The sequence below is a fragment of the Saccharothrix hoggarensis genome (genome assembly GCF_052936025.1).
The window spans coordinates 1,341,711-1,366,001 of sequence record NZ_CP193624.1 but is presented as its reverse complement, the minus strand read 5'-3'; the positions used below and the strand labels follow the sequence as shown (position 1 = coordinate 1,366,001).

The 24,291-nt window shown below is 69.4% G+C and carries 25 protein-coding genes, 2 tRNA genes and 1 pseudogene; 13 read left to right on the top strand and 15 right to left on the bottom strand.

All coding sequences use genetic code 11. From position 1 onward, the window contains the following. Positions 1–44: 44 nt before the first annotated feature. The 3 genes from ACRAKH_RS06670 to ACRAKH_RS06660 all read left to right on the top strand — a co-directional run bounded on the left by ACRAKH_RS06670 (position 45) and on the right by ACRAKH_RS06660 (position 4,058). The gene (locus ACRAKH_RS06670; protein ID WP_447009685.1) at positions 45–962 is read left to right on the top strand and encodes a hypothetical protein; all 918 of its coding nucleotides are present in this window, start codon (positions 45–47) and stop codon (positions 960–962) included. 224 nt (positions 963–1,186) lie between these two features. Next, positions 1,187–3,481, top strand: coding sequence for an FdhF/YdeP family oxidoreductase (locus ACRAKH_RS06665; protein ID WP_380718787.1), 2,295 nt, complete (start codon positions 1,187–1,189; stop codon positions 3,479–3,481). 100 nt (positions 3,482–3,581) lie between these two features. Then, the gene (locus tag ACRAKH_RS06660; protein ID WP_380718785.1) at positions 3,582–4,058 is read left to right on the top strand and encodes a hypothetical protein; all 477 of its coding nucleotides are present in this window, start codon (positions 3,582–3,584) and stop codon (positions 4,056–4,058) included. 12 nt (positions 4,059–4,070) lie between these two features. Here the strand turns inward: ACRAKH_RS06660 and ACRAKH_RS06655 are convergent, their stop codons facing one another. Then, positions 4,071–5,579, bottom strand: coding sequence for a phytoene desaturase family protein (locus tag ACRAKH_RS06655; RefSeq protein ID WP_380718783.1), 1,509 nt, complete (start codon positions 5,577–5,579; stop codon positions 4,071–4,073). A gap of 70 nt (positions 5,580–5,649) precedes the next feature. Between ACRAKH_RS06655 and fdhD the strand changes: the two genes are divergently transcribed. The 4 genes from fdhD to ACRAKH_RS06635 all read left to right on the top strand — a co-directional run bounded on the left by fdhD (position 5,650) and on the right by ACRAKH_RS06635 (position 9,362). Further along, on the top strand, positions 5,650–6,474 hold the full coding sequence (gene fdhD / locus ACRAKH_RS06650) for a formate dehydrogenase accessory sulfurtransferase FdhD (protein ID WP_380718782.1): 825 nt from the start codon (positions 5,650–5,652) through the stop codon (positions 6,472–6,474). Next, the gene (locus ACRAKH_RS06645; protein WP_380718780.1) at positions 6,471–7,637 is read left to right on the top strand and encodes a CaiB/BaiF CoA transferase family protein; all 1,167 of its coding nucleotides are present in this window, start codon (positions 6,471–6,473) and stop codon (positions 7,635–7,637) included. Before fdhD ends, ACRAKH_RS06645 begins: the two co-directional genes overlap by 4 nt. A 62-nt stretch (positions 7,638–7,699) precedes the next feature. Beyond that, positions 7,700–8,566, top strand: coding sequence for an alpha/beta hydrolase (locus ACRAKH_RS06640; RefSeq protein ID WP_380718779.1), 867 nt, complete (start codon positions 7,700–7,702; stop codon positions 8,564–8,566). Between the two features lie 52 nt (positions 8,567–8,618). Then, positions 8,619–9,362, top strand: coding sequence for a methyltransferase domain-containing protein (locus ACRAKH_RS06635; RefSeq protein WP_380718777.1), 744 nt, complete (start codon positions 8,619–8,621; stop codon positions 9,360–9,362). Here the strand turns inward: ACRAKH_RS06635 and ACRAKH_RS06630 are convergent. The 4 genes from ACRAKH_RS06630 to tig all read right to left on the bottom strand — a co-directional run bounded on the left by ACRAKH_RS06630 (position 9,349) and on the right by tig (position 13,655). Then, positions 9,349–9,954, bottom strand: a complete 606-nt coding sequence (locus tag ACRAKH_RS06630) for an RBBP9/YdeN family alpha/beta hydrolase (protein WP_380718775.1) — start codon at positions 9,952–9,954, stop codon at positions 9,349–9,351. The two genes, ACRAKH_RS06635 and ACRAKH_RS06630, sit on opposite strands and share 14 nt — an antisense overlap. 1 nt (position 9,955) lies before the next feature. Beyond that, complete coding sequence (gene clpX / locus ACRAKH_RS06625) at positions 9,956–11,236, bottom strand: ATP-dependent Clp protease ATP-binding subunit ClpX (protein ID WP_380718774.1); 1,281 nt, start codon at positions 11,234–11,236, stop codon at positions 9,956–9,958. Positions 11,237–11,444: 208 nt separating this feature from the next. Beyond that, entirely contained in the window at positions 11,445–12,071 is a 627-nt protein-coding gene (locus ACRAKH_RS06620; RefSeq protein WP_380718772.1) for an ATP-dependent Clp protease proteolytic subunit, read from the bottom strand. A gap of 207 nt (positions 12,072–12,278) precedes the next feature. Further along, entirely contained in the window at positions 12,279–13,655 is a 1,377-nt protein-coding gene (gene tig / locus ACRAKH_RS06615; protein WP_380718769.1) for a trigger factor, read from the bottom strand. 1,253 nt (positions 13,656–14,908) lie between these two features. Between tig and ACRAKH_RS06610 the strand changes: the two genes are divergently transcribed. Together ACRAKH_RS06610 and ACRAKH_RS06605 are read left to right on the top strand one after the other, a co-directional pair. Then, positions 14,909–15,814, top strand: coding sequence for a LysR family transcriptional regulator (locus tag ACRAKH_RS06610; RefSeq protein WP_141978685.1), 906 nt, complete (start codon positions 14,909–14,911; stop codon positions 15,812–15,814). Between the two features lie 89 nt (positions 15,815–15,903). Continuing rightward, positions 15,904–16,155 (top strand): hypothetical protein, encoded by a 252-nt coding sequence (locus tag ACRAKH_RS06605; RefSeq protein WP_380718767.1) that lies wholly within the window; start codon positions 15,904–15,906, stop codon positions 16,153–16,155. On the opposite strand, the gene ACRAKH_RS06600 is transcribed toward ACRAKH_RS06605, so the two are convergent. Then, a complete protein-coding gene (locus tag ACRAKH_RS06600) occupies positions 16,152–16,304 on the bottom strand; it encodes a hypothetical protein (protein WP_380718766.1) in 153 nt (50 codons plus the stop codon). The two genes, ACRAKH_RS06605 and ACRAKH_RS06600, sit on opposite strands and share 4 nt — an antisense overlap. Positions 16,305–16,361: 57 nt before the next feature. Then, positions 16,362–16,435 (bottom strand) — tRNA-Pro (locus ACRAKH_RS06595). Between the two features lie 61 nt (positions 16,436–16,496). On the opposite strand from ACRAKH_RS06595, the gene ACRAKH_RS06590 reads away from it, so the two are divergent. Further along, positions 16,497–16,570: transfer RNA gene (locus ACRAKH_RS06590), tRNA-Gly, on the top strand. Between the two features lie 56 nt (positions 16,571–16,626). Here ACRAKH_RS06590 and ACRAKH_RS06585 read toward each other — a convergent pair. The 3 genes from ACRAKH_RS06585 to ACRAKH_RS06575 all read right to left on the bottom strand — a co-directional run bounded on the left by ACRAKH_RS06585 (position 16,627) and on the right by ACRAKH_RS06575 (position 18,185). After that, complete coding sequence (locus tag ACRAKH_RS06585) at positions 16,627–17,037, bottom strand: helix-turn-helix domain-containing protein (protein WP_380718763.1); 411 nt, start codon at positions 17,035–17,037, stop codon at positions 16,627–16,629. 435 nt (positions 17,038–17,472) lie between these two features. Beyond that, entirely contained in the window at positions 17,473–17,703 is a 231-nt protein-coding gene (locus ACRAKH_RS06580; protein ID WP_380718761.1) for a hypothetical protein, read from the bottom strand. 29 nt (positions 17,704–17,732) lie between these two features. Next, positions 17,733–18,185, bottom strand: coding sequence for a hypothetical protein (locus ACRAKH_RS06575; protein ID WP_447009684.1), 453 nt, complete (start codon positions 18,183–18,185; stop codon positions 17,733–17,735). 159 nt (positions 18,186–18,344) lie between these two features. On the opposite strand from ACRAKH_RS06575, the gene ACRAKH_RS06570 reads away from it, so the two are divergent. Together ACRAKH_RS06570 and ACRAKH_RS06565 are read left to right on the top strand one after the other, a co-directional pair. Beyond that, positions 18,345–19,088: a DUF5919 domain-containing protein gene (locus ACRAKH_RS06570; protein WP_380718756.1), complete on the top strand. Its 744-nt coding sequence runs from the start codon at positions 18,345–18,347 to the stop codon at positions 19,086–19,088. Between the two features lie 10 nt (positions 19,089–19,098). Further along, the gene (locus ACRAKH_RS06565; protein ID WP_380718754.1) at positions 19,099–19,572 is read left to right on the top strand and encodes an NUDIX hydrolase; all 474 of its coding nucleotides are present in this window, start codon (positions 19,099–19,101) and stop codon (positions 19,570–19,572) included. Here ACRAKH_RS06565 and ACRAKH_RS06560 read toward each other — a convergent pair. The 3 genes from ACRAKH_RS06560 to ACRAKH_RS06550 all read right to left on the bottom strand — a co-directional run bounded on the left by ACRAKH_RS06560 (position 19,557) and on the right by ACRAKH_RS06550 (position 21,641). Beyond that, entirely contained in the window at positions 19,557–19,967 is a 411-nt protein-coding gene (locus ACRAKH_RS06560; protein ID WP_380718752.1) for a phosphohydrolase, read from the bottom strand. The genes ACRAKH_RS06565 and ACRAKH_RS06560 overlap by 16 nt on opposite strands. 193 nt (positions 19,968–20,160) lie before the next feature. After that, on the bottom strand, positions 20,161–21,078 hold the full coding sequence (locus ACRAKH_RS06555; RefSeq protein ID WP_380718750.1) for a hypothetical protein: 918 nt from the start codon (positions 21,076–21,078) through the stop codon (positions 20,161–20,163). Beyond that, the gene (locus ACRAKH_RS06550; RefSeq protein WP_380718748.1) at positions 21,075–21,641 is read right to left on the bottom strand and encodes a DUF6932 family protein; all 567 of its coding nucleotides are present in this window, start codon (positions 21,639–21,641) and stop codon (positions 21,075–21,077) included. Before ACRAKH_RS06550 ends, ACRAKH_RS06555 begins: the two co-directional genes overlap by 4 nt. 375 nt (positions 21,642–22,016) lie before the next feature. Here ACRAKH_RS06550 and ACRAKH_RS06545 point away from each other — a divergent pair. Further along, positions 22,017–22,824 (top strand): IS5 family transposase gene (locus ACRAKH_RS06545; protein WP_380718832.1). Its coding sequence is split into 2 segments (ribosomal slippage): positions 22,017–22,361 and positions 22,363–22,824, totalling 807 coding nucleotides; the frame shifts between segments, so codons are not numbered across the junction. Positions 22,825–22,831: 7 nt separating this feature from the next. Here the strand turns inward: ACRAKH_RS06545 and ACRAKH_RS06540 are convergent. Both ACRAKH_RS06540 and ACRAKH_RS06535 read right to left on the bottom strand, forming a co-directional pair. Next, entirely contained in the window at positions 22,832–23,797 is a 966-nt protein-coding gene (locus ACRAKH_RS06540) for a RelA/SpoT domain-containing protein (RefSeq protein ID WP_380718830.1), read from the bottom strand. Positions 23,798–23,995: 198 nt separating this feature from the next. Further along, positions 23,996–24,154: pseudogene (locus ACRAKH_RS06535) on the bottom strand (IS5/IS1182 family transposase); the annotation flags it as partial. Positions 24,155–24,291: the final 137 nt, after the last annotated feature.

Here is a 24,291-nt window from a genome sequence, read left to right as displayed (position 1 = left end):
TACCTGCTAGCGGTTTCGGCAAGGCTCGGCGACTGGGGGCGCACGTGGACGAGTACCGGATCGAGGACCACCCGGACCTGCGAGACGCGGGGTGGGCGCGGGACGCCGTGCGGCGGGCCGAGCGCGAGGCGCGGGTGAGGCGGCTGCGGACGTTGCCGAGGCTGCCGCGGCGGCGGTTCTGGGGCGGGTTGGCGATCGTGGTGGCGGCGGTGGCGCTGGCGTGGGCGGTGTTCGCGTCGCAGCCGGGGTCGGAGCCGGGGTCGGGGTCGCCGGCGGAGCGTCGGCCGGTGGACCTGTCGGAGCCGTTCGCGGGGACGGCCGCGGCGGCGTGGGCGGAGGGGGAGGCGGGGGTGGTGGCGCCGGAGCCCGCGACGGTGGGCGGCTTCACGGCGGAGCAGGTCGCGGACGCCTACGCGCGGGTGCGGCAGGCGGTCGTGGCGGCGCGGCTCGACCCGCGGGTGGTGCGCGACCACGACCTGGAGCCGTTCTTCGGGCTGTTCGCGCCGGACCTGGCGGAGTCGCTGCGGGTGCTGTTCGACGGCCGCAACGACGGCGAGGCGGCGCTGGTGGTGACGCGGGTGGACCGGGGCGCGCGGTTGGCGGACGTGCCGCCGCGGGCGCGGGGCGAGATGGTCGCCGAGGTGGGGCCGCAGGGTGAGCTGGTGGTCCGCACGGACTACACGTTCGCGTACGCGTTCGCCCCGGAGCGGCCGGAGGACGTGCGCGGGCCGTTGGACGTGGTGGCGTTGTCGCGGTTCCAGGTCAGGTACGCCGTGCGCGATGGCGACCCGGGCGTGGCGGGGCTGTGGGCGGACTCGTCGCTGGGCACGTTTCACTCGATCGGGTGTTCGGCCGCGAAGCGCGGGTTCCTGGCGCCCGCGTTCTCGGAGCCGGGTCTGCCGCCGGGCCTGGACTTCGACCTGGGCTCCCCGTCGTCCCCGGTCGACGGCTGTCCGGACTGACCGCACCGACGGGGTCACCCGTTCGGACGATTCGCTCAATTGTGGCGCGGCTCACAATTGAGCTTGATCACCGGACTCGCCGCAGGTGAGGACGCCGGATTCACGGGCCGATCGCAACCCCTTGGGGCCCGTGACAGCGGTCCCGCGTCGGCCTCGGCACGACCGGCGATCGGACGGACCGCCGGCGTGCTCGCGCGGGGTGCGCCGGCGGCACACTATGGGGTATGGACCGCAAGCCTCCCCGGCACGACATCGACGAGTCCCGGCTCGACGTGAGCGAACCCAAGCGCTGGGCGGCGGGCCTCCCCGGTGTCGCCGTGTCGCTCAAGCGCGGCGTCGAGCAGATGGGCGTGACCCGGACCGCGACGACGTTGCGGCTGCTCAACCAGCGCGAGGGCTTCGACTGCCCCGGCTGCGCGTGGCCGGAGCCGCAGGGCCACCGCAAGCTCGCCGAGTTCTGCGAGAACGGCGCCAAGGCCGTGGCGGAGGAGGCGACGCGCCGGCGCGTGGGGCCGGAGTTCTTCGCCGCGCACCCGATCGCCGACCTGGCGGGCAAGTCCGACTACTGGCTGGGCCAGCAGGGCCGGATCACCCAGCCGATGGTGCTGCGGGACGGGGCGACGCACTACGAGCCGATCACGTGGAGCGACGCGTTCGAGCTGGTCGCGGACCACCTGAACGGTTTGGCGAGCCCGGACGAGGCGGTGTTCTACACGTCCGGCCGGACCAGCAACGAGGCCGCGTTCCTCTACCAGCTGCTGGTCCGCTCGTTCGGCACGAACAACCTGCCGGACTGCTCGAACATGTGCCACGAGTCGTCGGGCGCGGCGCTGTCGGAGTCCACCGGCATCGGCAAGGGCTCGGTCGGCATCGACGACTTCGCGCGGGCGGACCTGGTCGTCGTGGTGGGCCAGAACCCGGGCACGAACCACCCGCGGATGCTGTCGGCGCTGGAGGACGCCAAGAAGGCGGGGGCGCGGATCGTGGCGGTGAACCCGCTGCCGGAGGCCGGGCTGCTGCGGTTCAAGAACCCGCAGAACGTGCGCGGGCTGGTCGGCGCGGGCACGCAGCTGGCCGACGAGTTCCTCCAGATCCGGCTGGGCGGCGACCAGGCGCTGTTCCAGGCGGTGGGGAACCTGCTGCTGTCGTGGGACGCGGTGGACCGCGAGTTCGTGGCCGAGCGGACCGAGGGGTTCGCCGAGTACGCCGACCACGTGCGCCGGCTGGACTGGGACGCGGTCGACGAGGCGACCGGCCTGCCGCGGGCGCAGGTGGAGCTGCTGGCGCGGATGCTGGCCACGTCGGAGCGGACGATCTTCTGCTGGGCGATGGGGCTGACGCAGCACAAGCACGCCGTGCCGACGATCCGCGAGATCGCGAACGTGGCGCTGCTGCGCGGCATGATCGGCAAGCCGGGCGCGGGCCTGTGCCCCGTGCGCGGTCACTCGAACGTGCAGGGCGACCGGACCATGGGCATCTGGGAGAAGATGCCGGAGAAGTTCCTGTCCGCGCTGGAGGCCGAGTTCGGCGTCACGGTGCCCCGCAAGCACGGGTACGACACCGTCGCGGCGATCCGGGCCATGCGCGACGGCGCGGCGAGGGTGTTCTTCGCGGTGGGCGGCAACTTCGTCTCCGCGACGCCGGACACGGCGGTGACCGAGGCGGCGATGCGGAAGCTGGACCTGACCGTGCACGTGTCGACCAAGCTGAACCGGTCGCACGTCGTGCACGGCCGCACGGCGTTGATCCTGCCCACGCTGGGGCGCACGGAGAGCGACCTCCAGCACACCGGCGAGCAGTTCGTCACGGTCGAGGACTCGATGTCGGTGGTGCACCGGTCGCGGGGCCGCCTGGCGCCCGCGAGCGACCGGCTGCTGTCGGAGGTGTCGATCGTGTGCCGGCTGGCGCGGGCCGTGCTCGGCCCCGACCACCCCGTGCCGTGGGAGGAGTTCGAGAAGGACTACGACGTCATCCGGGACCGGATCGCGCGGGTCGTGCCGGGGTGCGCGGACTACAACGAGCGGGTCCGCCGGCCGGACGGGTTCGTGCTGCCGCACGCGCCGCGCGACGCCCGCGAGTTCACCGGGACGCGGAGCGGCAAGGCGCACTTCGCGACGCACGACCTGACCGTGCTGCGGGTGCCGCCGGGCCGGCTGCTGCTGCAGACCATGCGCAGCCACGACCAGTACAACACCACGATCTACGGCCTGGACGACCGCTACCGGGGCGTGAAGGACGGGCGGCGGGTGGTGTTCGTCAGCCCGGACGACCTCGACGCGCTGGACCTGCGCGACGGCGACCACGTGGACCTGGTGAGCGAGTGGCCGGACGACCCGACGGGCGTGACCGAACGGCGGGCCGAGCGGTTCCGGGTCGTGTCGTACCCGACCGCCAAGGGCTGCGCGGCGGCGTACTTCCCCGAGGCGAACCCCTTGGTGCCGCTGGACTCCACCGCCGCCGTGTCGGGCACGCCGACGTCGAAGTCGATCGTGGTGCGGCTGGAGAAGGTCGAGACCTGAGCGGGGTTCGGCGGCGGTCGTCGGCCGGGCGCCCGCCACCACCGGTAACGCGGGTGGCCGGTTGGGCGAACTACGGGCAACCGCCGCCCCGGGAGTCGCCGTGATCAAGACCGTGCTCGCCGTCGCACTGCTCGCGCTCGGCGCGTGCACGAGCACGCCGCCCACCACCGAGCCGTCCCAGACGCCACCGGCGCCACCCGCCACCGACTCGGCAGGTGTGAGCTGCGACGACGCGCCGGAGGACGTCGTCGGCACGGCGCTGCGCCTGCGGTTGGGCCGGGTGAGCCAGACGATCACCGGCAACGTCGTCCGCTGCGCGTACGACGGCGGCACGGCGGAGGTGCGCTTCGAGACCGGGGCCGACGCGGCGTCGTTCGCCGAGGGGCGGGCGGACCACGCGGGGGCCACCGACCTGCCCGGCTTCCACGACGAGGCCTACCGCGCCACCGCCGTCACGGGCGAGGTGGTGCGGACCGCCGTCGTGGCCCGCGCCGGCACGGTCGAGATCACCGTGCTCTCGGGCGCGCGCACCGAGCACGCCCAGCAGCTCGTCACCGAGCTGTTCGCCCGCCTCTGAGCCCCGCCGACCTCAGGGACGGGCCAGCACGGCCATCGCCGCGTTGTGGCCGCCGATCCCGCTGACCCCGCCGCCACGCCGCGCGCCGGCCCCGCACACGAACAGGTTCGCCACGTCGGTCTCGACGCCCCACCGGCCGACCTCGTCGTCGTCCTCCGCGAACGGCCACGCCAGCTCGTCGTGGAAGATGTTCCCGCGCGGCAGCCCGATCTCGGCTTCCAGGTCGAGCGGCGTCCGCGCCTCCAGGCACGGCTCGCCGTTCGCGTCCGTCGCCAGGCAGGACTCGATCGGCTCCTCCAGGTGGGCGTTCAACCCGGCCAGGTAGCGGCCGACCAGCTCGTCCCGCAGCGCGTCGTTGTCGTGCTCGAACAACGCCGCCGGCGTGTGCAGCCCGAACAACGTCAACGTGTGCCACCCGCGGGCGACCAGGTCGGGCGCGAGGATCGACGGATCGGTCAACGTGTGGCAGTACATCTCGGCCGGCAGCACGGACGGCACCTCCCCGGCCGCGCTCTCCCGGTACGCCGCCTCCAGCTGCCCGTACGACTCGTCCAGGTGCAGGGTGCCCGCGAACGCCACCCGCGCGTCCACCCCGCTCCGGAACCGGGGCAGCCGCTCCAGCAGCATGTTCACCTTCACCTGGCACCCCTCCGCCACCGCGGGCGGAACCACGCCCCGCAACCGGTCCAAAGTGGACGGCGCCACGCCGGACAGCACGAAGCGCGCGCCCACCGCCCGGCCGTCGTACTCGACCTCCGCCGTGACGCCGTCCGCCGACACCCCGGTCACCTCGACGCCGGTCACGATCTCCGCGCCCGCCTCCCGGGCCGCGCGCACGAGTTCCGCCGTCACCGCGCCCATGCCGCCGACCGGCACCCGCCACTCGCCCGTGCCGTTGCCCACCACGTGGTAGAGGAAGCACCGGTTCGCCTTCAGGTCGTGCGCCGACGCGTGCGTGCCGATCAGCCCGTCCGTGGCGACCACGCCCCGCACCACGTCGTCCGCGAACCGCTCCTCCAGCGCCTCGCCGAGCGGCCGCTCCACCACGTCGTCCCACACCGGCCCGACGCGGCGGCGCAGCTCCTCGCGCGACAGCAGCGGTTCCAGCATGGTCGGCGCGATCGCGCCCGCCAGCGCGTCCAGCTCCCCGTACCAGCGCCGCCAGTTGCCCCACTCGGCGTCCGACCCGGTCAGCGCGCGGAACGACGCCTCCGTCGCCGGGCCGGGATCGCGTTCCACGAGCAGGTTCCCCGCGGGCGTGTACGACGAGGCGGCGCGCGACCGCAGCGCCACCCGCAACCCCAGGTCGGCCACGACGCGGTCCGGCAGCAGGCTCACCAGGTACGAGTACCGCGACAGCCGCGCCTCGACGCCCGGGAACGCCTGTTCGCTCACGGCCGCGCCACCGACGTGGCCCAGTTTCTCCAGCACCAGCACCGTGCGGCCGGCCCGCGCCAGGTAGGCCGCCGCGACCAGCGCGTTGTGCCCGCCGCCGACCACCACCACGTCGTAGTAATCCACCCTGGCGACTCTAAGCCGGCCGCGACGACACGTAACCTGGTGAACACGAACCCGGAGGAGGAGTACCGCAATGGGGCGAGTCACCGTGCGTCGCCCGATCGTCACCTACAAGGGGCGCACGTCCCGCTCGAAGGTGGACGCGTTGGCCGCCGAGGAGCCGCTGGAGCTGCGGGTCGGCGGCAAGGCCCTCGCCGTCACCATGCGGACGCCCGGCCACGACGTCGAGCTGGCGCACGGGTTCCTGCTCAGCGAGGGCGTCATCGGCGGGCTCGAGGACGTGGCGGTGGCGCGGTTCTGCGAGGGCACCGGCCCGGACGGCCTGAACACGTACAACGTGCTGGACGTCGCGCTGGCCGACGGCGTCGCGCCGCCCGAGGCGGGCGTGGAGCGGAACTTCTACACGACGTCGTCGTGCGGCGTCTGCGGCAAGGCGGCGCTGGACGCGGTGAAGCTGAAGACCCGCTTCTCCCCCGCCGCCGACCCCGCCACGGTCGACGTGGACGTGCTGTGCGGACTGCCGGACGCCCTGCGCGCGCGGCAGAAGGTGTTCGCCTCCACGGGCGGCCTCCACGCCGCCGGACTGTTCACCGCATCAGGTGAATCCCTGGTGGTGCGCGAGGACGTGGGCAGGCACAACGCCGTGGACAAGGTCCTCGGCTGGGCGGTCCTGAACAACCGGGTGCCGCTCACCGGGACGGTGCTGGTGGTGTCCGGCCGGGCGTCATTCGAGCTGGTGCAGAAGGCCGCGATGGCGGGCGTGCCGGTGCTGGCCGCCGTGTCCGCGCCGTCCTCGCTGGCCGCCGAACTGGCCGAGGAGCAGGGCGTGACGCTCGTCGGGTTCCTGCGCGGCGACTCGATGAACGTCTACACCGGCGCCGGACGCGTGGTGGCGTGAGACCGCTCGACGGCGTGCTGGTCGTCAGCCTCGAACAGGCTGTCGCCGTCCCCTACGCCACGCGCCTGCTCGCCGACCTCGGCGCCCGCGTCGTCAAGGTCGAACGACCCGGCGGCGGCGACTTCGCCCGCCACTACGACACGTCGTGCGGATCGGTCTCCTCCTACTTCGCCTGGACGAACGTCGGCAAGGAGTCCCTCACGCTCGACCTGAAGCACCCGGACGCCCGCGAGGTGCTGGACCGCCTGATCGCCGCCGCCGACGTGGTCCTGTGCAACCTCTCGCCCGACGCCGCGCGTCGACTGGGCGTGGACGCGCGGTCACTCCGCTCCCGCAAACCGGACCTGGTCGTCGGCGAGCTGTCCGGGTACGGCGACACCGGCCCGTACACGTCGCGCAAGGCGTTCGACGCGCTGGTGCAGTCCGAGGCCGGTCTCATCGAGCTGACCGGCGACGGCGACGTCACCGCGCGCGCCGGCATCTCGGTCGCCGACATCGCGGCGGGCGTCCAGCTCCAGTCCGCGGTGCTGGCCGCCCTGCTGCACCGGGCCCGCACCAACGAGGGCACCACGCTGAGCCTGTCGCTGTTCGACGCCCTGGCCGAGTGGATGCACCAGCCCATGCTCTACGCGGCGGGCACCGGCCGGGCCGCGCCCCGCACCGGCGCGCACCACCCCAGCATCGCCCCGTACGGCCCGTTCCCGTGCGCGGACGGCGCCGTCCACCTGGCCGTCCAGAACGACCCGCAGTGGCGGCGGCTGTGCGCCCTGCTGGCACGTCCGGACCTCGCCGACGACCCGCGGTTCGCCACCGTCCCGTCCCGCGTGGCCCACCGCGCGGCCCTGCACGCCGAACTGGACTTCACCGCCTGGGCGGCCGCAGACTTGGTGGACGCGCTCGACCGGGCCGACGTGCCCGCGGCCCGCACCCGCAGCGTCGCCGACCTGCCCGAACACCCCCAGGTGACGGCCCGCGAGCGCCGCGCCACCGTGCCCGTGCCGGACGGCGAGGTCACCGTCCTGCGCCCGCCCGTCGACTCGACGTCGTGGGAGTGGGCGCCCGGCTCCGTGCCGGCGCTCGGCGAGCACACCGATCACGTCCTGCGAGGGCTCGGGTACTCGCGGGAACGGATCGCGGCCCTCCGGGCGCGGTCCGCGATCTGACCGAAACACGCGCCCCGCCCCGTGCGATGTGGTGGAGGGGACCGGTCGGGGGGGGAGGGCCAGTGGTCACGAGGCGAACCGTGCTCAACGCGCTGGGCGGAGGCGTGCTGGCGACCGCCGGCCTCACCGCCGCCCTGCACGGCAACGCCCCCTTCGGCGAGGCCCTGCGGCACGTCCTCGGCGTCGCCGGCCCGGTGCCCGCCGTGAAGCGCGCCGTCGTCCGGGTGGACCGCGTCCGCTCGCACCACCGGGGCCGCGACGTGGACCTGCTCACCATGGTCCCGCCCGGCGTCCCCACCCGTGACCTGCCGATGGCGATCCTCCTGCACGGCCGCTTCGGCACCGCCCGCACGGCCGCCATCGGCGGCATGTCCGAGGTGCTGGTCGGGGCGGTGAGCCGGCGCCAGGTCCCGCCGTTCGGCTTCGTCGCGGTGGACGGCGGCGACCACTACTGGCACGAGAACGTCCCCGGCGACGACCCGATGGGGATGCTGCTCGAAGAAGTGCCCCGCTGGCTGGCCGAACGCGGCTTCGGCGCCCCGTTCGCCTGCGTGGGCGTGTCGATGGGCGGCTTCGGCGCCCTCCTCTACGGCCGCCGCCGCCACGAGCGCCGCGAGCCGGTCAAGGCCATCGCCGCCATTTCCCCCGCCCTGATCACCACGTGGGCCGAGATGTCGACCCGCAACGCCTTCCGCGGCCCCGAGCAGTGGGCCTCGCTGGACCCGCTGAAGAACCTGGACAAGCTCGGCGACGCCCCGATCGGCGTGTGGACGGGCGACCGCGACCGGTTCATCGAGGGCACCCGGAAGTTCATCGCCTCCACGCGCCTGGCCGTGGCGTCGGTGACGCCCGGCGGCCACGACGACGCGTTCTACCGCAAGATCGTCGCGGACGTCATCCGCTTCCTGGGCAAGCGCGTCCCCCGCTGAACCCGCACCGGACGTCCACCGGACCTCCACACGGCTGTGGTTGCCTGGCCGCATGCCGACGCGACCGGACCCCATCACCTACCTGGACCACGCGGCGGAAGCGGGCCGCGGCTACAAGCGGCGCCTGCTGGACGCGCTGGACCTCCGGCCCGACCACACCGCCCTCGACGTCGGCTGCGGACCCGGCACCGACCTGCCCGCCATGGCCGAGCGCGCGGGCGCCGTCATCGGCGTGGACCTCGACCCGGCGATGGTCGGGGAAGCGGAACGGCGCACCGCCGGACTGCCCGTGGAGGTGCGGCAGGGCGACGCCCACGCGCTGCCCGTCGACGACCGCTCCGTGGACCGCGTGCGCGTGGACCGGGTCCTCCACCTGGTGGCGGACCCGTCCGCCGTGCTGGCCGAGGTCCGCCGCGTCCTGCGTCCCGGAGGACGCGCGGTGCTGGCCCAACCGGACTGGGAAACCCTCGCCGTCGACCCCGGCGCCGTGGCGACGAACCTCGCGTTCACCCGGTTCGTGTGCGACCGGATCGTGCCGAACCCCGTCGTCGGCCGGCAGCTCGCCAGGCTCGCCGGAGCAGCCGGCCTGACCGTCGTGGAGGTCGACGGCGAGGTCCTCCTGCTCCGGGACTTCACCACCGCCGACGAGATCTTCGGCCTCACCCGCAACGCCCACCGCGCCGTCCGGGCGGGCCGCCTGACCCGCCCCGCCGCCGACGCCTGGCTGGCCGACCTCGCGGCCGGTCCTTTCCTGGCCGCGTTCACCCTGTTCCGGGTGGTGGTCAGCGCGGGGTGAGCGGAACCCGTCCGCTGCGGACCCACTTCAGCACCGCGGGCCACGAGCCGTAGCCCGCGTCCACGTTGAGGTGCGCGCCGCCCACGATGACGTCGACCTCGATCCGCAGCGCCTCGGCCAGCTCCTTGCCCTTGGCGACCGGGCAGTACGGGTCGCCCTCGCCGACGACCAGCCGCGTCGACCCGGCCGCGCGCCGCACCGCCGCCGGGTCGAGCGCGGGGTGCAGGAACTCGGAGATCAGCGGCTCACCGGCGAAGTCCACCGCGGGCGGCGCGACCAGGAGCACCCGGTCCACCCGCAGCGACTCGTCGAACGGTCCCGCCGCGTGGTGCAGCCACAGCAACCCGGCCAGCGAGTGCGCGACAACCACCCGTTCGACGGAACCCGTGCCGCCCGAGGACGTCGGCATCGCGGCCAGGTGCGACCGCAGCTCGTCCAGCCACGCCGACAGCCGGGGCCGGTCGGGCGAGCTGAACCACGGCAGGTCCACCGACCCGCCGTGGTGGGCCAGCTCGCCCGCCAACCAGTTCTGCCAGTGCTCCGGCCCGGAACCACCCAGGCCGTGCAGGATCAGCGTGTGCGGGAGGGACAACTCACGCCGACTTCTCGCGGCGCTCCCGGCGCGAGGGCTGCCGGGCGACGATGGTCGGGTTGACGTTCTCCTTCACGGTCTGCTCCGTGATGACGACCTTGGCGACGTCCGTGCGGCTGGGGATGTCGTACATCACCGGCAGCAGGACTTCTTCCATGATCGCCCGCAGGCCACGCGCGCCCGTGCCGCGCAGGATCGCCTGGTCGGCGACGGCCTCCATGGCGGTCCGGGTGAACTCGAGCTCCACGCCGTCCATCTCGAACAGCTTCTGGTACTGCTTGACCAGCGCGTTCTTCGGCTCGGTGAGGATGCGGACCAGGGATTCCTTGTCCAGGTTCGTGACGCTCGCGACCATCGGCAACCGACCGATGAACTCGGGGATCAGGCCGAACTTGATCAGGTCCTCCGGCATCGACTCGGCGTAGTAGTCCGCCGCGTCGACCTCCGCCTTCGTGCGCACCTCGGCGCCGAAGCCCAGACCGCGCTTGCCCACCCGGTCCTGGATGATCTTGTCCAGGCCCGCGAAGGCGCCGGCCACGATGAACAGCACGTTCGTCGTGTCGATCTGGATGAACTCCTGGTGCGGGTGCTTGCGGCCGCCCTGCGGGGGCACCGAGGCCGTCGTCCCCTCCAGTATTTTCAGCAGCGCCTGCTGCACGCCCTCGCCCGACACGTCGCGCGTGATCGACGGGTTTTCACTCTTTCGAGCGATTTTGTCGACCTCGTCGATGTAGATGATGCCGGTCTCGGCGCGCTTGACGTCGTAGTCGGCCGCCTGGATGAGCTTGAGGAGGATGTTCTCCACGTCCTCGCCCACGTAGCCGGCCTCGGTCAGCGCCGTGGCGTCCGCGATGGCGAACGGCACGTTCAGCATCTTCGCGAGCGTCTGGGCCAGGTAGGTCTTGCCGCAGCCCGTCGGGCCGAGCATGAGGATGTTCGACTTGGCGAGCTCCACGCCGTCGTCGCGGCCCTCACGCCCGCGGTCACCCGCCTGGATGCGCTTGTAGTGGTTGTAGACCGCCACCGACAGCGTGCGCTTGGCCTCGCTCTGACCGATCACGTACTGGTCGAGGAACTCGTGGATCTCGGCGGGCTTGGGCAGCTCGTCGAGCTTGACGTCACCGGCCTCCGCGAGCTCTTCCTCGATGATCTCGTTGCAGAGGTCGATGCACTCATCGCAGATGTAGACACCCGGTCCGGCGATGAGTTTTTTCACCTGCTTCTGGCTCTTGCCGCAGAAAGAGCACTTCAGCAGGTCGCCGCCGTCACCGATACGTGCCATGACCGCTGACCTCTGTCCCCTCCGGCGCACGACCTGGTGAGGTGCGCCTGACTGCGTGATGTGGCGAGTGCCCGCTGGGTGCGGGGTCCGCCCGTTCCCCTCGACGGTACCTGTCCTACCCGCCTGTGCGGGAGGACCAGCGTGCCCCCGACACGCTCGGCTGAACAGGACCCCTGGTCAGCTCGGCGTGTCGGGCGCCACGCCGTCGTTACTTCGCCGAGAGCTTCCGGTAGGGCAGAACGCTGTCGATCAGCCCGTATTCCTTCGCCTCCGCGGCGGTGAGGATCTTGTCCCGCTCGATGTCGGCGCGCACCTGCTCCGGCGTGCGGCTGGTGTGCCGCGCGAGCGTGGTCTCCAGCAGCCGGCGCACCCGCTGGATCTCGGCGGACTGGATCTCCAGGTCGGAGACCTGCCCGTAGACGCCCTCGGTGGCCGGCTGGTGGATCAGGACGCGGGCGTTCGGCAGCGCGTGCCGCTTGCCGGGGGTGCCCGCCGCGAGCAGCACCGCCGCCGCCGAGGCCGCCTGGCCCAGGCAGTAGGTCTGGATGTCCGGGCGGACGAACTGCATGGTGTCGTAGATGGCCATCAGCGAGGTGAACGAGCCACCCGGCGAGTTGATGTACATCAGGATGTCGCGGTCGGGGTCCTCCGACTCCAGCACGAGCAGCTGGGCCATCACGTCGTTGGCCGACGCGTCGTCCACCTGCACGCCGAGGAAGATGATGCGCTCCTCGAAGAGCTTGTTGTACGGGTTGGACTCCTTGATGCCGTAGCTCGTGCGCTCGACGAACGACGGGAGCACGTACCGGGACTGCGGCGCGTGGAACTGGCTCACTTCAGGTCTCCTGGTGCTCTGCTCGCGGTCAGTTGGTCGTCGGCTGGCCGGCGCGGCTGATGACCTTGTCCACGAAGCCGCGATGCTGCGTCACGTCTGCCTGCCTAACTGTGCCGACTGGCTGTGCCGAAAAGAGTCTCTTAGCAACGACCTTAACGAAGGCGGGCGGCGTCGACGTCCCGACACCGCCCGCGTTCGCTCAGGGCTTCACTCCGCCGACGCGGATTCCGCCGCGGGTTCCTCAGTGGACTTGGCCGCGGGCCGCACCTCGCCGAACAGCTCGTCCAGGTCGAGGGCGTTGCCCGCGGAGTCGGTGACGGTGGCCTGGCGCACCACCGTGGCCAGCGCCTTGCCGCGGCGCACGTCGGCGAAGATCGCGCCGAGCTGGCCCGACTGCTGGGCGCGCTTGACGTACTCGTCCGGGCTCACGCCGAACCGCTGGGCCTGGTAGATGATCCGCTCGGTCAGCTCGGCGTCGGACACGCTGACCTGCTCGGCGTCGGCGATGGCGTCCAGCACGAGCTGCGTCTTGACGGCCTGCTCGGCGGTCTCGCGCACCTCGGCGTCGAACTCCTCCTTGGACTGGCCCTGCTCGGCCAGCCACTCGGCGAAGCGCGCCTCGTCGTGGTCGAGGGCGTGGATGGCGTCGTGCGCCCGCGCCTCGACCTCGCCCTGGACGACGGCCTCGGGCAGCGGCACCTCGACGCTGGCCAGCAGCGCCTCCAGCACCTTGTCCCGCGCCTGGACGCCCTGCTGCATCTTCTTCACGCGGCCGAGGCGGGTGCGCAGGTCGGCCTTCAGCTCGTCCAGCGTGTCGAACTCGCTGGCCAGCTGGGCGAACTCGTCGTCCAGCTCGGGGAGCTGGCGCTCCTTGACGGAGTTCACCACGACGGTGACCTCGGCGTCGCGGCCCGCGTGCTCGCCGGCCACCAGCGTGGTGGTGAAGTTCTTGGAGTCGCCCTCGGCGGCGCCGATCAGGGCCTCGTCGATGCCCTCCACGAGCTGGCCGGAGCCGATCTCGTAGGACAGGCCGGCGGTCTTGGCCTCCTCGACCTCCTCGCCGTCCACGGTCGCCGACAGGTCGACCACGACGAAGTCGCCGTTCTGGGCCGGGCGCTTGACGCCGGTGAGGGTGGCGAAGCGGGCGCGCAGCTCGTCCAGCTGGGTGGCCACGTCCTCGTCGGTGACCTCCTGGTCGTCGACGCTGACGGTCAGCTCGCCGAAGGCCGGGACGGTGATCTCGGGGCGGATGTCGACCTCGGCGGTGAACGCCAGCGACTCGCCGTCCTCGATCTTGGTCACCTCGAAGTCGGGGCGGCCCAGGGTGCGCAGCTCACCGGAGGTGACGGCCTCCAGGTACTTGGCCGGGATGGCCTCCTGGACGACCTCGTCCAGCACGGGCGCGCGGCCGATGCGGCTCTCCAACACGCGGGCGGGGGCCTTGCCGGGGCGGAAGCCGGGGATGCGGACCTGCTTGGCCAGCTTGCGGTACGCGCGGTCGAAGTCCGACTTGAGCTCGTCGAACGGCACCTCGACGTTGATCCGGACCCGCGTCGGGCTCAGGTGCTCGACGGTGCTCTTCAACGTGGTCTCCTCGTAACGGGCAGGACGTGCGGAACATCCCGGGTACGCGCCTGGGGTGCGCCGGGATTCCGCCTGAGTCTAGGCGGTCGGCCGGCGCGGGGGCGCTCGCACCCCGACTCCGGCCGGTGGCGTGCGGTGGAGCGGCGGTGCGGCGGCCGTGGCGCGGGGCTTGTCGGCGCATTGTTGCGGTGATTCGGGGTTCGGGGAATCGGTTTGCCGCACTCGGTGGCGGAATTCGTGATGTCGGGCGAATTCCGACGTGGTTGCGAGTGGTTGTCGCGTCACTCATGTGACGTCCTCGACCAGCACTCCGTCTCATGTGGTGGTCGCCGCCCGCCTGGTGGACGGGCGGCGGACATCACAATTCCGGCCCTCCGGCCGGTCCTCCACCGCTTCGAGGCGCCCCGCGGCGTCGTCCGAGCGACGACCCGCCGGCTCCCCCGGCGTCCCGCCCGCCGCTCCGACGTCACCTCGCGCGACGCTTCACGCGGTTGGACGGTCAAGGGGCACTTGTCCGCAATTTGCGGTCTCGCGGGGTGCGATTCGGGTGCAGGAGTACCGCCCAACGGCCCAGTGCGGGCGTTCGGGACTACGCCGTTCGAGTGGCAGCGGGAGCCGGGGGCACACCGGGGCACGTCATCACGGTGCGCAGCCGTCGCGGCATCGTGTAACACGTTCGTCGCAGTCACGACTAACGCTGCGCAACCACCGTCGATCGACCGTTCGCCAGAAGGAGTGAATTAGGGCCGTTTGGAGTAGTGCCTGACGGAAAGTTTTCACTTGTCGAGATGACTCCACTCGCCGTAGTCCATTAGTGTGGGTTTCAGGTAGCGTGACGCCCGGGATCCGCATGTTGGACGGGGATTAATTCCCGTTGCCGGACGTTCTGGGGGGTCAGCAGCGGACGCAACCGGCACCGGGACCGACAGGAACGAGCGAGACAATGTCATCGAGCTCTTTAACCACCTACCAGACAAGGTGCCGATGACCCGATGAGATCCATTCCGCCGCTGCCGACCACCGACCCAGGACCATCCCTGAACACCGGTTGTCTTACCGGTGTCCGAAGGGTTGCGGGCCGACCGCCCGCCCATCGGGCACCCAGCCTCACGGTAGAGCGGCGATGTTGATCGACCCCGGGCCGCGCGCAGGTAGAAGCGCAGCCAGGGTCAACTGCCGCCACGCACAGGAGATCACGATGCCGTCCCACACCGGCCTCTCGTGGACCACTTTACGTACCGTTGGGGAGCTCCATGGAGACGCGTCAGCTTTTGGCGTTCACAACTGTGGTTCAAACGGGCAGTTTCACTAAGGCAGCCGCCACGCTGAATTGCTCGCAGCCCACCATCACCACCCGGATCAAGGCACTCGAAGAGACCCTCGGGGTGCCCCTGTTCCGTCGACTTCCGCGCGGCATCCAGATGACCTCTGCCGGTGTCGAGCTATTGCCATTCGCGCGGAACATCATCACCCTCACCGACAAGGCACGAAAAGCGATCACGATGAACGGCGAGCCGCACGGCAAGCTGGTCATCGGCAGCGCACAGAGTCTGACCGACTACCGTCTGCTACCACTGATCGAGTACATGTGCTGGCGCTACCCGAGCGTCCAGATCTCGCTCCACTCGCGGAACACCCAGGCCAACCTGACCTCGGTGCGCGAAGGGCGACTCGATTGCACGTTCTTCATCGGCTCCGTCGAACCCCGCGAGGGGTTGGAGACGACGGTGCTCTGCCCGGAGCCGCTGGTCATGGTGGCCGGTCCGACCCACGCCCTCACCAGGCGTTCGGTGATCACCGAGGACGAGCTGCGCGGCAGCACGCTCATCCGGGCCGAGAACGGCGCCAGCTACTACGAGCAGTTCGAGCAGGCGCTGGGTTTGCAGGAAGCCGAGTCGAAGTCGCCGGTGCTGGCGCTCGACTCGATCGACGCCGCCAAGCGGGCGGTCGCCTCGGGTCTGGGGATCTCACTTGTCCCCGAGGTGACGGTCGCGGCGGAGCTCGCCGACGGCAGGCTGTGCCGACTGCCCTGGGTCCCGCCGTTCCGGGTGTACACCCAGTTCGCGTGGCGCCAGGACAACTCCACCAACCCGTCCGTGACGGCACTCGTGTCGGCGGCGGCGCAGGTGGTGAGCGAGCAGGTGGCGACACCGGCATGAGACTGGGGAGCCGTTCTTGAGCGCCCAGGCGCGGGTGTGCTCAAGAACGGCCCGCGTTTCGCGACGCGGGTGCCGGGTAGGCCGGACGCATGACCGTCAAGGCTCGTGATCTGCGTGCACTGCTGGAGTCCGACGTGGCGGACCCCAACCTCGTCCTGATCGAGGGACGGTTGGAGGTGGTGCCCGTGGACGACCTCGACACGGACCGCTTGCGCGGGGCGATGCTGCTGGTGTCGAGGGCCGAACTCCTCGGCCGCGGCGTGGACGAGCAGTCGAGCGACGACGACCTGGAACGCCAGGCCGCCGCCATCTCGACCGCCGTCAACGAACTGGGCGGCTAGTCCGCGTCCTTCTCGCCCTCGGCCACATCGGGCTCTTCGCCGTCGACGCCGAAGCCGGCTTCCTGCTCGGGAGCCCCGAGCCCGGGGTCGGCCGCGGCGATGCGAGGACGCCCGAACTCGGGGTCGGGCTCGAACGGTGCTGTGGTCATGCAGCGGGGCTACCACCGAAAAGCCCTGACCAACCACCAGGCTGGCCAGGGCGACCGTCGGGGCGACAGGATTTGAACCTGCGACCCCCCGCTCCCAAAGCGGGTGCGCTACCAAACTGCGCCACGCCCCGGTCCACCTCACCCTATCGCGACCAGCTAAGCTAACCGCGCGCCCACCCCGGTAGGCGCGTCGCGGGTGTAGCTCAATGGTAGAGCCCCAGCCTTCCAAGCTGGTCATGCGGGTTCGATTCCCGTCACCCGCTCCACCGCATCGCCGCGTGGTCCACAGCGGCTCGCGCGTTCCGTCCGAACAGGACTTGGTTCAGCCATCACCCACTTCCGCGGTGCTCCCGCGTGTGTAGGCGTCGGCCGCGCCGAAGATCACGCCCGAGGTGTCGGTGAGCCGCAGTGGCAGCGACCGGGGCATGTGCCGCGCCGGGATGCCCGCGTACAGCGCCAGGCCGTCCAACGCCCGCACGTGCTCCGGCAGCTCCACCCGCAACAACAGGTCGAAGGGGTCAAGCCGCTCCCGGTGCCGCGCCGCCGCGCCGGCCAACAGCTCCAGCAGCGGCACACCCGTGACCTCGGCGTACATCTCCAACGCCGCCGGACTCGGCCCCCGCAATCCGTTCTCGATCTTGGAGAACATCGCCACCGACACCCCGAACCGCTCGGCCATGTCCACCGCCGAGACGCCCCGCCCACGCCGCAACTGCCGCAGATGCGCGCCCAACACCTGGTAGTACACCGAGCGCCGAGCCGGTTGACGTACGGCTTTCCCTTCCGCAGTCACCGCCGCCCCCCAGGCGTCCACAACCGCGGAGCCACACCGCGCACCAACCGCGGAGCAGTCCTCTCCCCCGGCGCTGGAAGCCCGATCAACGCATCGACCACCTCGACCACATCCCCGGTCCGCTCCCACGTCAACGCAGGAGGGTCCCCACCGGTCGACCGCAGCCCCATCGCATCAGTCGCCGAGCGAACCCGGAGGCAGTCCATCCACCCATCAGGCCAGGCCCGGAACGCGTCGACCTGCATGACGCCCTCCGCGTCCCGGTGGTGAATGAACGACCAGCCCGCCTCTTCGAGGTCGACCAGCCGACGAAGCTCCGGGAACCGGGCAACGACCCTGGCAACGTTGCCGCTCACCTGCGACAGGGCCATCAGCTCAACCCTCCCCGGTGGCGTCATCATCGACCTCCTCGACCAGCACGTGCCGCCCCGCCTTCGGAGGGGCCACCTGCTCGAGAGCCGCCTGCCCCTCGGTGAGGCCACGCACCAGACGCGGTAGCGCCGCGTGGTCCACCAGCAGCACAGCCGGGAACGCGTTGCCGAACCGGACCTCGACCCGTCCCGCGAACGCCAGCGGGTCGACCCGCATTGGCAGGTCAGCGGTCACGTGGAGACGCACCATGTCCGCCACCGGGGTCACGCGGCCTTGGAGGCGGGCTTGGCGACGACTGGCTTCATCCCGGACGCGCGCAGGCTGTACCCGAGCTTGGCCCGGCACCGGTGCCGCTCACCCCCGTGGCTGCCCCGGCACGCCTTGTCGTCGATCCAGGGCGTCACCGTCAGCCCTTCGAACACCACCGGCCGCACATCCGTCCCCGGAATCGCCTCCGGCGGAACCGGCTGGTGAGGAGCAGCGATCTTCACCGTCACCGCCGCATCGGTCTTCCGCTCGGCCGCCTGGTCGATCACCAGGACCGACCACACCAACAGCCCGGTCTCCTTGTACTTCTCCTGCTCCACCGGCAGGCCCTTCGCCCGCTCCTCGGCGGACTGGAACTTGAGCACTGGCTCAACACCCATCACCAACGCACCACGCGGGAACACGAAGTCATGCGACGTGGGGAGCCTGCTCCCACCCGTGATCGCCACAGCCGATCTCCTGTCGTCAGCGTCGGCCGGACCTGCTGTCCGGCATCTCGACACCGACCACTTTCGGCAAAAGTCGGGGACGGCAGCACCGCATAGCGGGACAACTAAAGACGTCTTCGCTACCTTGAAGTCGTCCCAACTCGTTCCACAGGGGGAGCCATGCCGAACCAACGCCTACGAGACTCGTTGCTACGCAACGGTTTCGACCTCATCCAGGTGGCCAAAGCCACCGGCGTGGACCCCAAGACGGTCGAACGCTGGATCAACCTCGACCGCACCCCGTACCCCCGGCACCGACGCACCATCGCCGCCATGGTCAGGGAGGCCGAGACCTACCTCTGGCCCAACGCGCTCGCCCCGGAGGCCAAGAAGGAGATCACCCAATCGGAGGTCGTGCAGGTCTACCCGCACCGCCACTCCGTCCCCCAGGAGCAGTGGACCCACCTGGTCGACCAGGCCCGCCTGAACATCTCGATCCTGATCTACTCGGGCATGTTCCTCACCGACAACCCGAGCCTGATCGAGATCTTCCGCCAGAAGGCAGAGGCAGGCGTCAAGATCCGCCTACTCCTGGGTGACCCGGCCAGCCGCGAGGTAGCCCGCCGCAGCGAGGAAGAGGGAATCGGCAAGGGCACCCTCGCCGCCAAGGTCCGCAACGCCCTCGCGTTCTTCAAGCCACTGGCCGACACCGGCCACGCCGAGGTCAGGTGCCACCGCACCACGCTTTACAACTCGATCTACCGCTTCGATGACGAGATGCTGGTCAACACCCACGTACACGGCTTCATGGCAGCTCACGCCCCGGTCCTGCACCTGCGCCGCCTCTCCGGAGGCGACCTCTTCGAGACCTACGCCGAGAGCTTCCAGGGCGTCTGGGACGACGCCAAGCCACCCAAGTGGTAGGCAGGGACACATGGCGCGCACCGACCACTACAACGACCCCAACGCCCCCAAAGCGACCAACATCGTCGTAGCCGTGACCGCATTCGTCCAGGACGACCAAGGCCGCCTACTCATGATCCGCCGCACCGACAACGACCTCTACTCCATCCCCGGCGGAGCCCAGGACGTAGGCGAGACCATCGGCCATACCGTCGTGCGCGAGATCAGGGAAGAGACCGGCATCGACGTAGACCCCACCGACATCATCGGCATCTACTCCGACCCGGCACACGTCATCTCCTACACGGACGGCGAAGTCCGCCAAGAGTTCTCCATCTGCTTCCGCGCTCAGCCCATCGGAGGCAAGCTGCGCACAAGCAACGAGTCCAGCGAAGTCCACTGGGTAGCCCGCGAAGACCTAAAAGCCCTCAATATCCATCCCTCGATCCGACTCCGGATCGAACACGGCTTCGCCGCGCGCACCACCCCCTACTTCGCCAAGTGACCCAACCCAGCCGCCCGCAACCGCTCCTCGGTCCGTTGGACTGCACCAATCAACTCGGCTCGCGCTTGTTGGACGAAGGACGTCACCAAGTCTTCCGGACCGTAGCGCTTTCTAATCTCGTCGAGCCGATCAACCACGTTCGTTGGCTCGCCATCCGGCGTCGTTGTCATGTCCGCCCACCAGAGAGCATCACGCACGTCGGATTGCTCGTCTTCCCAGATGCTCAACTCAGCCGACAGTTGTCGCAGATCCGCTTCCCTACGTGCACAGGAGTGGTGGGCGACCAGAGCACATAGCCTCTCAGGGAATCCTTCGCTCTTAAGCCAGAGAGCACCATCAATCGAATGAAATCCCGTAACCACCAACAAAGGAGAATATCCGATGTCATGCAGCATACCGGCAGCAGCCAGCAACTGCGCTTCAGTGAAAGAAAAAGGCTCGACATCTGCGCAGCACGGTGGGCAACACCCCTAACATGCCGCCACCGCTGCGGCAGCGAGTCCTTCAGCAGAAGCTCCGCGATTTGAGCAGAATCTTCGATATCGATATGCGTAGACAAGTTTTACTCGATCGACTTTCTTCACCGTCTTAAAGCATCTCCTGATGCCCGAGTATGCGCAAGAAGCTATAAGTAGAAGCCGCCACGTGGCCGAGCTTATCTTTCTCTTGAGTAAGGAGTGCCAAGATTCGAACAAATTGCCCTAGCTGGACGGACTGACTGCGCAGGACGTCAGCATCGACAGAGATGTCGTACGTGGCAGAATTACGCCTACCAGGATCGACTTTGATTTTTACCGACCCTTTAAGGCTTTGCTCGTATACGTAGCCCGCGACAACCGTCTCACGCTGCTCAACGGTTCGCTCGAACAACGTCTGTGCGTAAGCCCTACCTGCCCGAGTGATCCTAGACCTACGTCGAGACGAAGAGGGGGAGCGCCAAAGAAGCTCCAACACTAAATCTCGATCTTCGAGTGCAGTAACAAGCTTTTGCATTTTACCAAGAAGATCTGAAGCACTAATGCTGGCTATCTCGGCCGCGCTCGCCTGTCGCTCCACAGCATCATGGACGTCAAATACGCGGCGAATCGCGCTATCGATAGCCGAGGAGACCGCCTCGATGCCACCTTCAAAATCCGATACCGGCATCTTCGGCTGAAGCTGCAAAACTGCACTACCCGCGCCTACTCCAACCAGTTCAAGTCCTGTCAGGCCAGCCTTACTAGCCTCAGGAAGAGCGGCATCGATTTCTGCTTGAATCGGCCCAAGAAGATCATCGACGATGTGTACGTCGAGCGCACCGAAGCCCACGTCCGGTCCTTCAACATGGACATCCAGCCACGGAGAGTTACCGGCGGCAGGGTCCATGCGCCGGGCAGACTCAAGCACAGCATGATCGAGAACGCTCTCAAGATCACCCGCTGGCTCATCGTCTAGATCAGCGAAGAAGTCATCCAGTGAAGCGCGCCGCTCTTCAAGAAGGTGGTTCCAAGCGTTCCCTCTGCTCACGGTGCCACCTCCAGGTACCCACGTCGCGGCGGCGCTTCTTCCTCGGTCGACGGCCCCTTCGGCCCCGGTGCCCGCAGTCGCTGCCACCAATCATCCAACGATCCACGCCGCTCTAGGTAGTCCCGAGCGGATGAACCTACGGCGGTAGGACGCAGAGTAGAAGCGACTGGCTCCCACTCTAGTACGAACGGCTCAACCTTGAAGCGTTCGACGATGCCCGTACGGTGTCCGATCAGTCTCTTCAGAGCCTTCGACCGTCGATGGGTCTGCGCTTCAACCAAAGCGCGCCGATCGATGACCGGCGTCACATCAAGATCATCGGGATTAAGCTTGCCAGAGATGAAGCTGCCTGCGAGCCAGACCAGTTGCAGTACTGGGCCTACATCCGCCTTCTCCTCAGCGAGCAGCCAGGCCGCCAAGTAGTCCTGGAAGCCTTGCCAGATGTCACGCCGAGTAGCCGAGTTCACGAACTGGTCATGATCTACGAAGCGCGCCTGAACCTCCTCAAGGGACGTCCTATACCGCCCCGGCGGGAGATGACCGTTCGCGCCTAGCTCTGGCACCAAGGCTCCGCTTCCTCCATTGACTAAGCATCAACTACTTCACTGATCGTCGCCGGTGCTCGGGTTGTCGTTACAACCACAGCCGGAACACGGAACTGCCGAACTCCGCTCTACGGGATCAAGGCACGCCGCCTGCGGCAGCGCGCGGCTGAGACCAGCTCACGCTGGCACCGACTCCCGCATCACGGCACGCCGGGCTCCCGCTTCGCTCCGCCCGTCGGCCGTGCCCGGAGTTCGGTGCACGTGGCCGGGTGGCGGCGCGCTACCGCTGGGCACCAGGTCACCGCAGATTTGCCAGCTCGACAGTCGGGACGATCGCGCGGTCATGGGACTTAGACGTCGTTTCTGATGGTGCGATCGCTCGTTGAACCGCACATGCCGGAGCTGATCGAGCGGCTGGTGCCAGACGAGTTGTGGACGCTGTTCCGGCGGGTAGTCCCGCCGACGGAGGTCATACGCCCACAGGGCGGCGGCCGCCGACGAGCCGGGGACCGTGAATGTCTGGCGGCGATCATCTCCGTGGCCACCTCAGGCTGCACTTGGCGACAGTTGCCTCCGGTGTTCGAACCAGCCTGGCCCACTGCCTACCGGCGCTTCGCCCAGTGGAGCCGAGAGCGGGTGTGGGCCAGGCTGCACCGGGTGCTCCTCGACGAACTCGGGGCTCGGGGCGAGCTGAACTGGTCCCGATGCGCCATCGATTCCGTCAGCGTCCGGGCGGCAAAAAGGGCCGCTCACCGGACCGAATCCGACCGACCGCGGCAAGCCGGGATCGAAAATTCACCTGATCACCGACCGCAACGGACTGCCCCTGTCGCTGGACATCTCCGGCGCCAACACGCACGACAGCCTCGGCCTGCAGCCGCTCGTGCGCGGGATCCCGCCCATCCTTTCCCGCCGCGGACCGCGCCGCCGGCGCCCGGCCCAGCTTCACGCAGACAAGGGCTACGACTATGACCACCTGCGGAAATGGCTTCGCGAGCGTCGCATCCGCCACCGCATCGCCCGCAAAGTCATCGAGTCCTTCACGCGGCTCGGCCGACACCGCTGGGTCGTCGAGAGAACGGTCTCTTGGCTGGCCGGATGCCGACGCCTGCACCGCCGCTACGAGCGCAAGGCCGAGCACTTCCTGGGCTTCGTCGGCATAGCCGCAGCCCTCATCATCTACCGCCGACTCACCAACTGACATAAGTTCATAGGCACGCCGCGACGAACTCGGTGAAACGGCCGGTGTCTGCGAAGTAGTTCGGGTACGCGTCGCGCAGCTGGCTGATCCGGGCGATGTTGATGAGCACCGCGTCAAGGTCCTTGTTGTCCAATGCCTCCAACTCGGTGATCCTGGCCTCTGCGGCGGCCAGCGTCTCGTGCACCGTCACTGTGAGCTTTCCCTCGGTCCGCCAGAGTTCAAGGGTCAGGGTGTTCCGGCGGTCTGTCTTGGCGTGCTCGCCCACGATCGCCGCGTAGCCCCGTAGCCGCTCCAGAACGCCCACGTTCGCCTCCAGGCGCGACAACTCGGCCGCCAGCTCCTCCCGCGTCCCCTGGGCGCCCGGCACCGGGGTGGTGTCTTCCTCGTACGCCATGAGCGAGCCGACCAGGACGAAGAACCTGAGCACGTCCGTGTCGCCCTTCCCGTACTTCAGCTCGCTGCCCGAGAACAAATCCATGGTCTCGACGGCGGTCGCCCAGGCGTGCTGGAGCAGCGTGCGCACCTGCAGCTCGATCCGCAGGCCGTGGTATTCCTTTTTCGAGGCTCCGTACTCGTACAACAGGTGAACACCCCGGTAGCCGGAGTCGCGTGGCCCCGGGTCGTCACGTAGGTAGTCGTAGACCTTCTTGACGCGGTTCTTGCTCCGTGGCAAGTCCCTCAGGACGCTGACCAACTCGTCCACCTCGGTGACGGTGTCGAAGACCACCCGGCAGCCCCCCAAATCCTGCATGGTGGTCACGCTCATCGTGGGGTGGCGCTTCAGCTTGTCTAGGATCGTGGGGAGGCGCCTCCGGCGCTCGGCCACGACGGCGTTCGGGTTCACGTCGAGCGCTCGCTGCCGCACGGTCACAGTCACCGCATTCAGAGGAAATGCGTGGGCGAGACGGTAGTTGCTCAGGACCTCCCGCGCCTCCCGGATCTCCTCGGGGGTGCCCGTCCCCTTACCGATCATCCGGCTCGCGCGTTGGACGCGCTTGTTCGAGTTCTCAGGGACCACCCACTTCTTCATGGTCGCGACCGTACAGGGCCGCGCCGACACCCGCCTGCGGTTATCGCCGCGGTCGGCGCGGCCTTTTCCGGAGATCGAGGAGACCGTCCGGAGGCTACCGGTCGATACGGACGCACGGCCGTCGGAATCTTGGCGGAGCCCGCCTGAGGTGGCCACGAAGATGATCGCCGCCAGACATTCACGGTCCCCAGCTCGTCGGCGGCCGCCGCCCTGTGGGCGTATGACCTCCGTCGGCGGGACCACCCGCCGGAACAGCGTCCACAACTCGTCTGGCACCAGCCGCTCGATCAGCTCCGGCATGTGCGGTTCAACGAGCGATCGCACCATCAGAAACGACGTCTTAGGTGGGCTGGGCACGGCGACCGGCTGCCGCGACGGCTTCGCCGCCTTGCCATCGGGGTAGGCGACTCGGCGACGAGGGCCAGGCGCACACACGC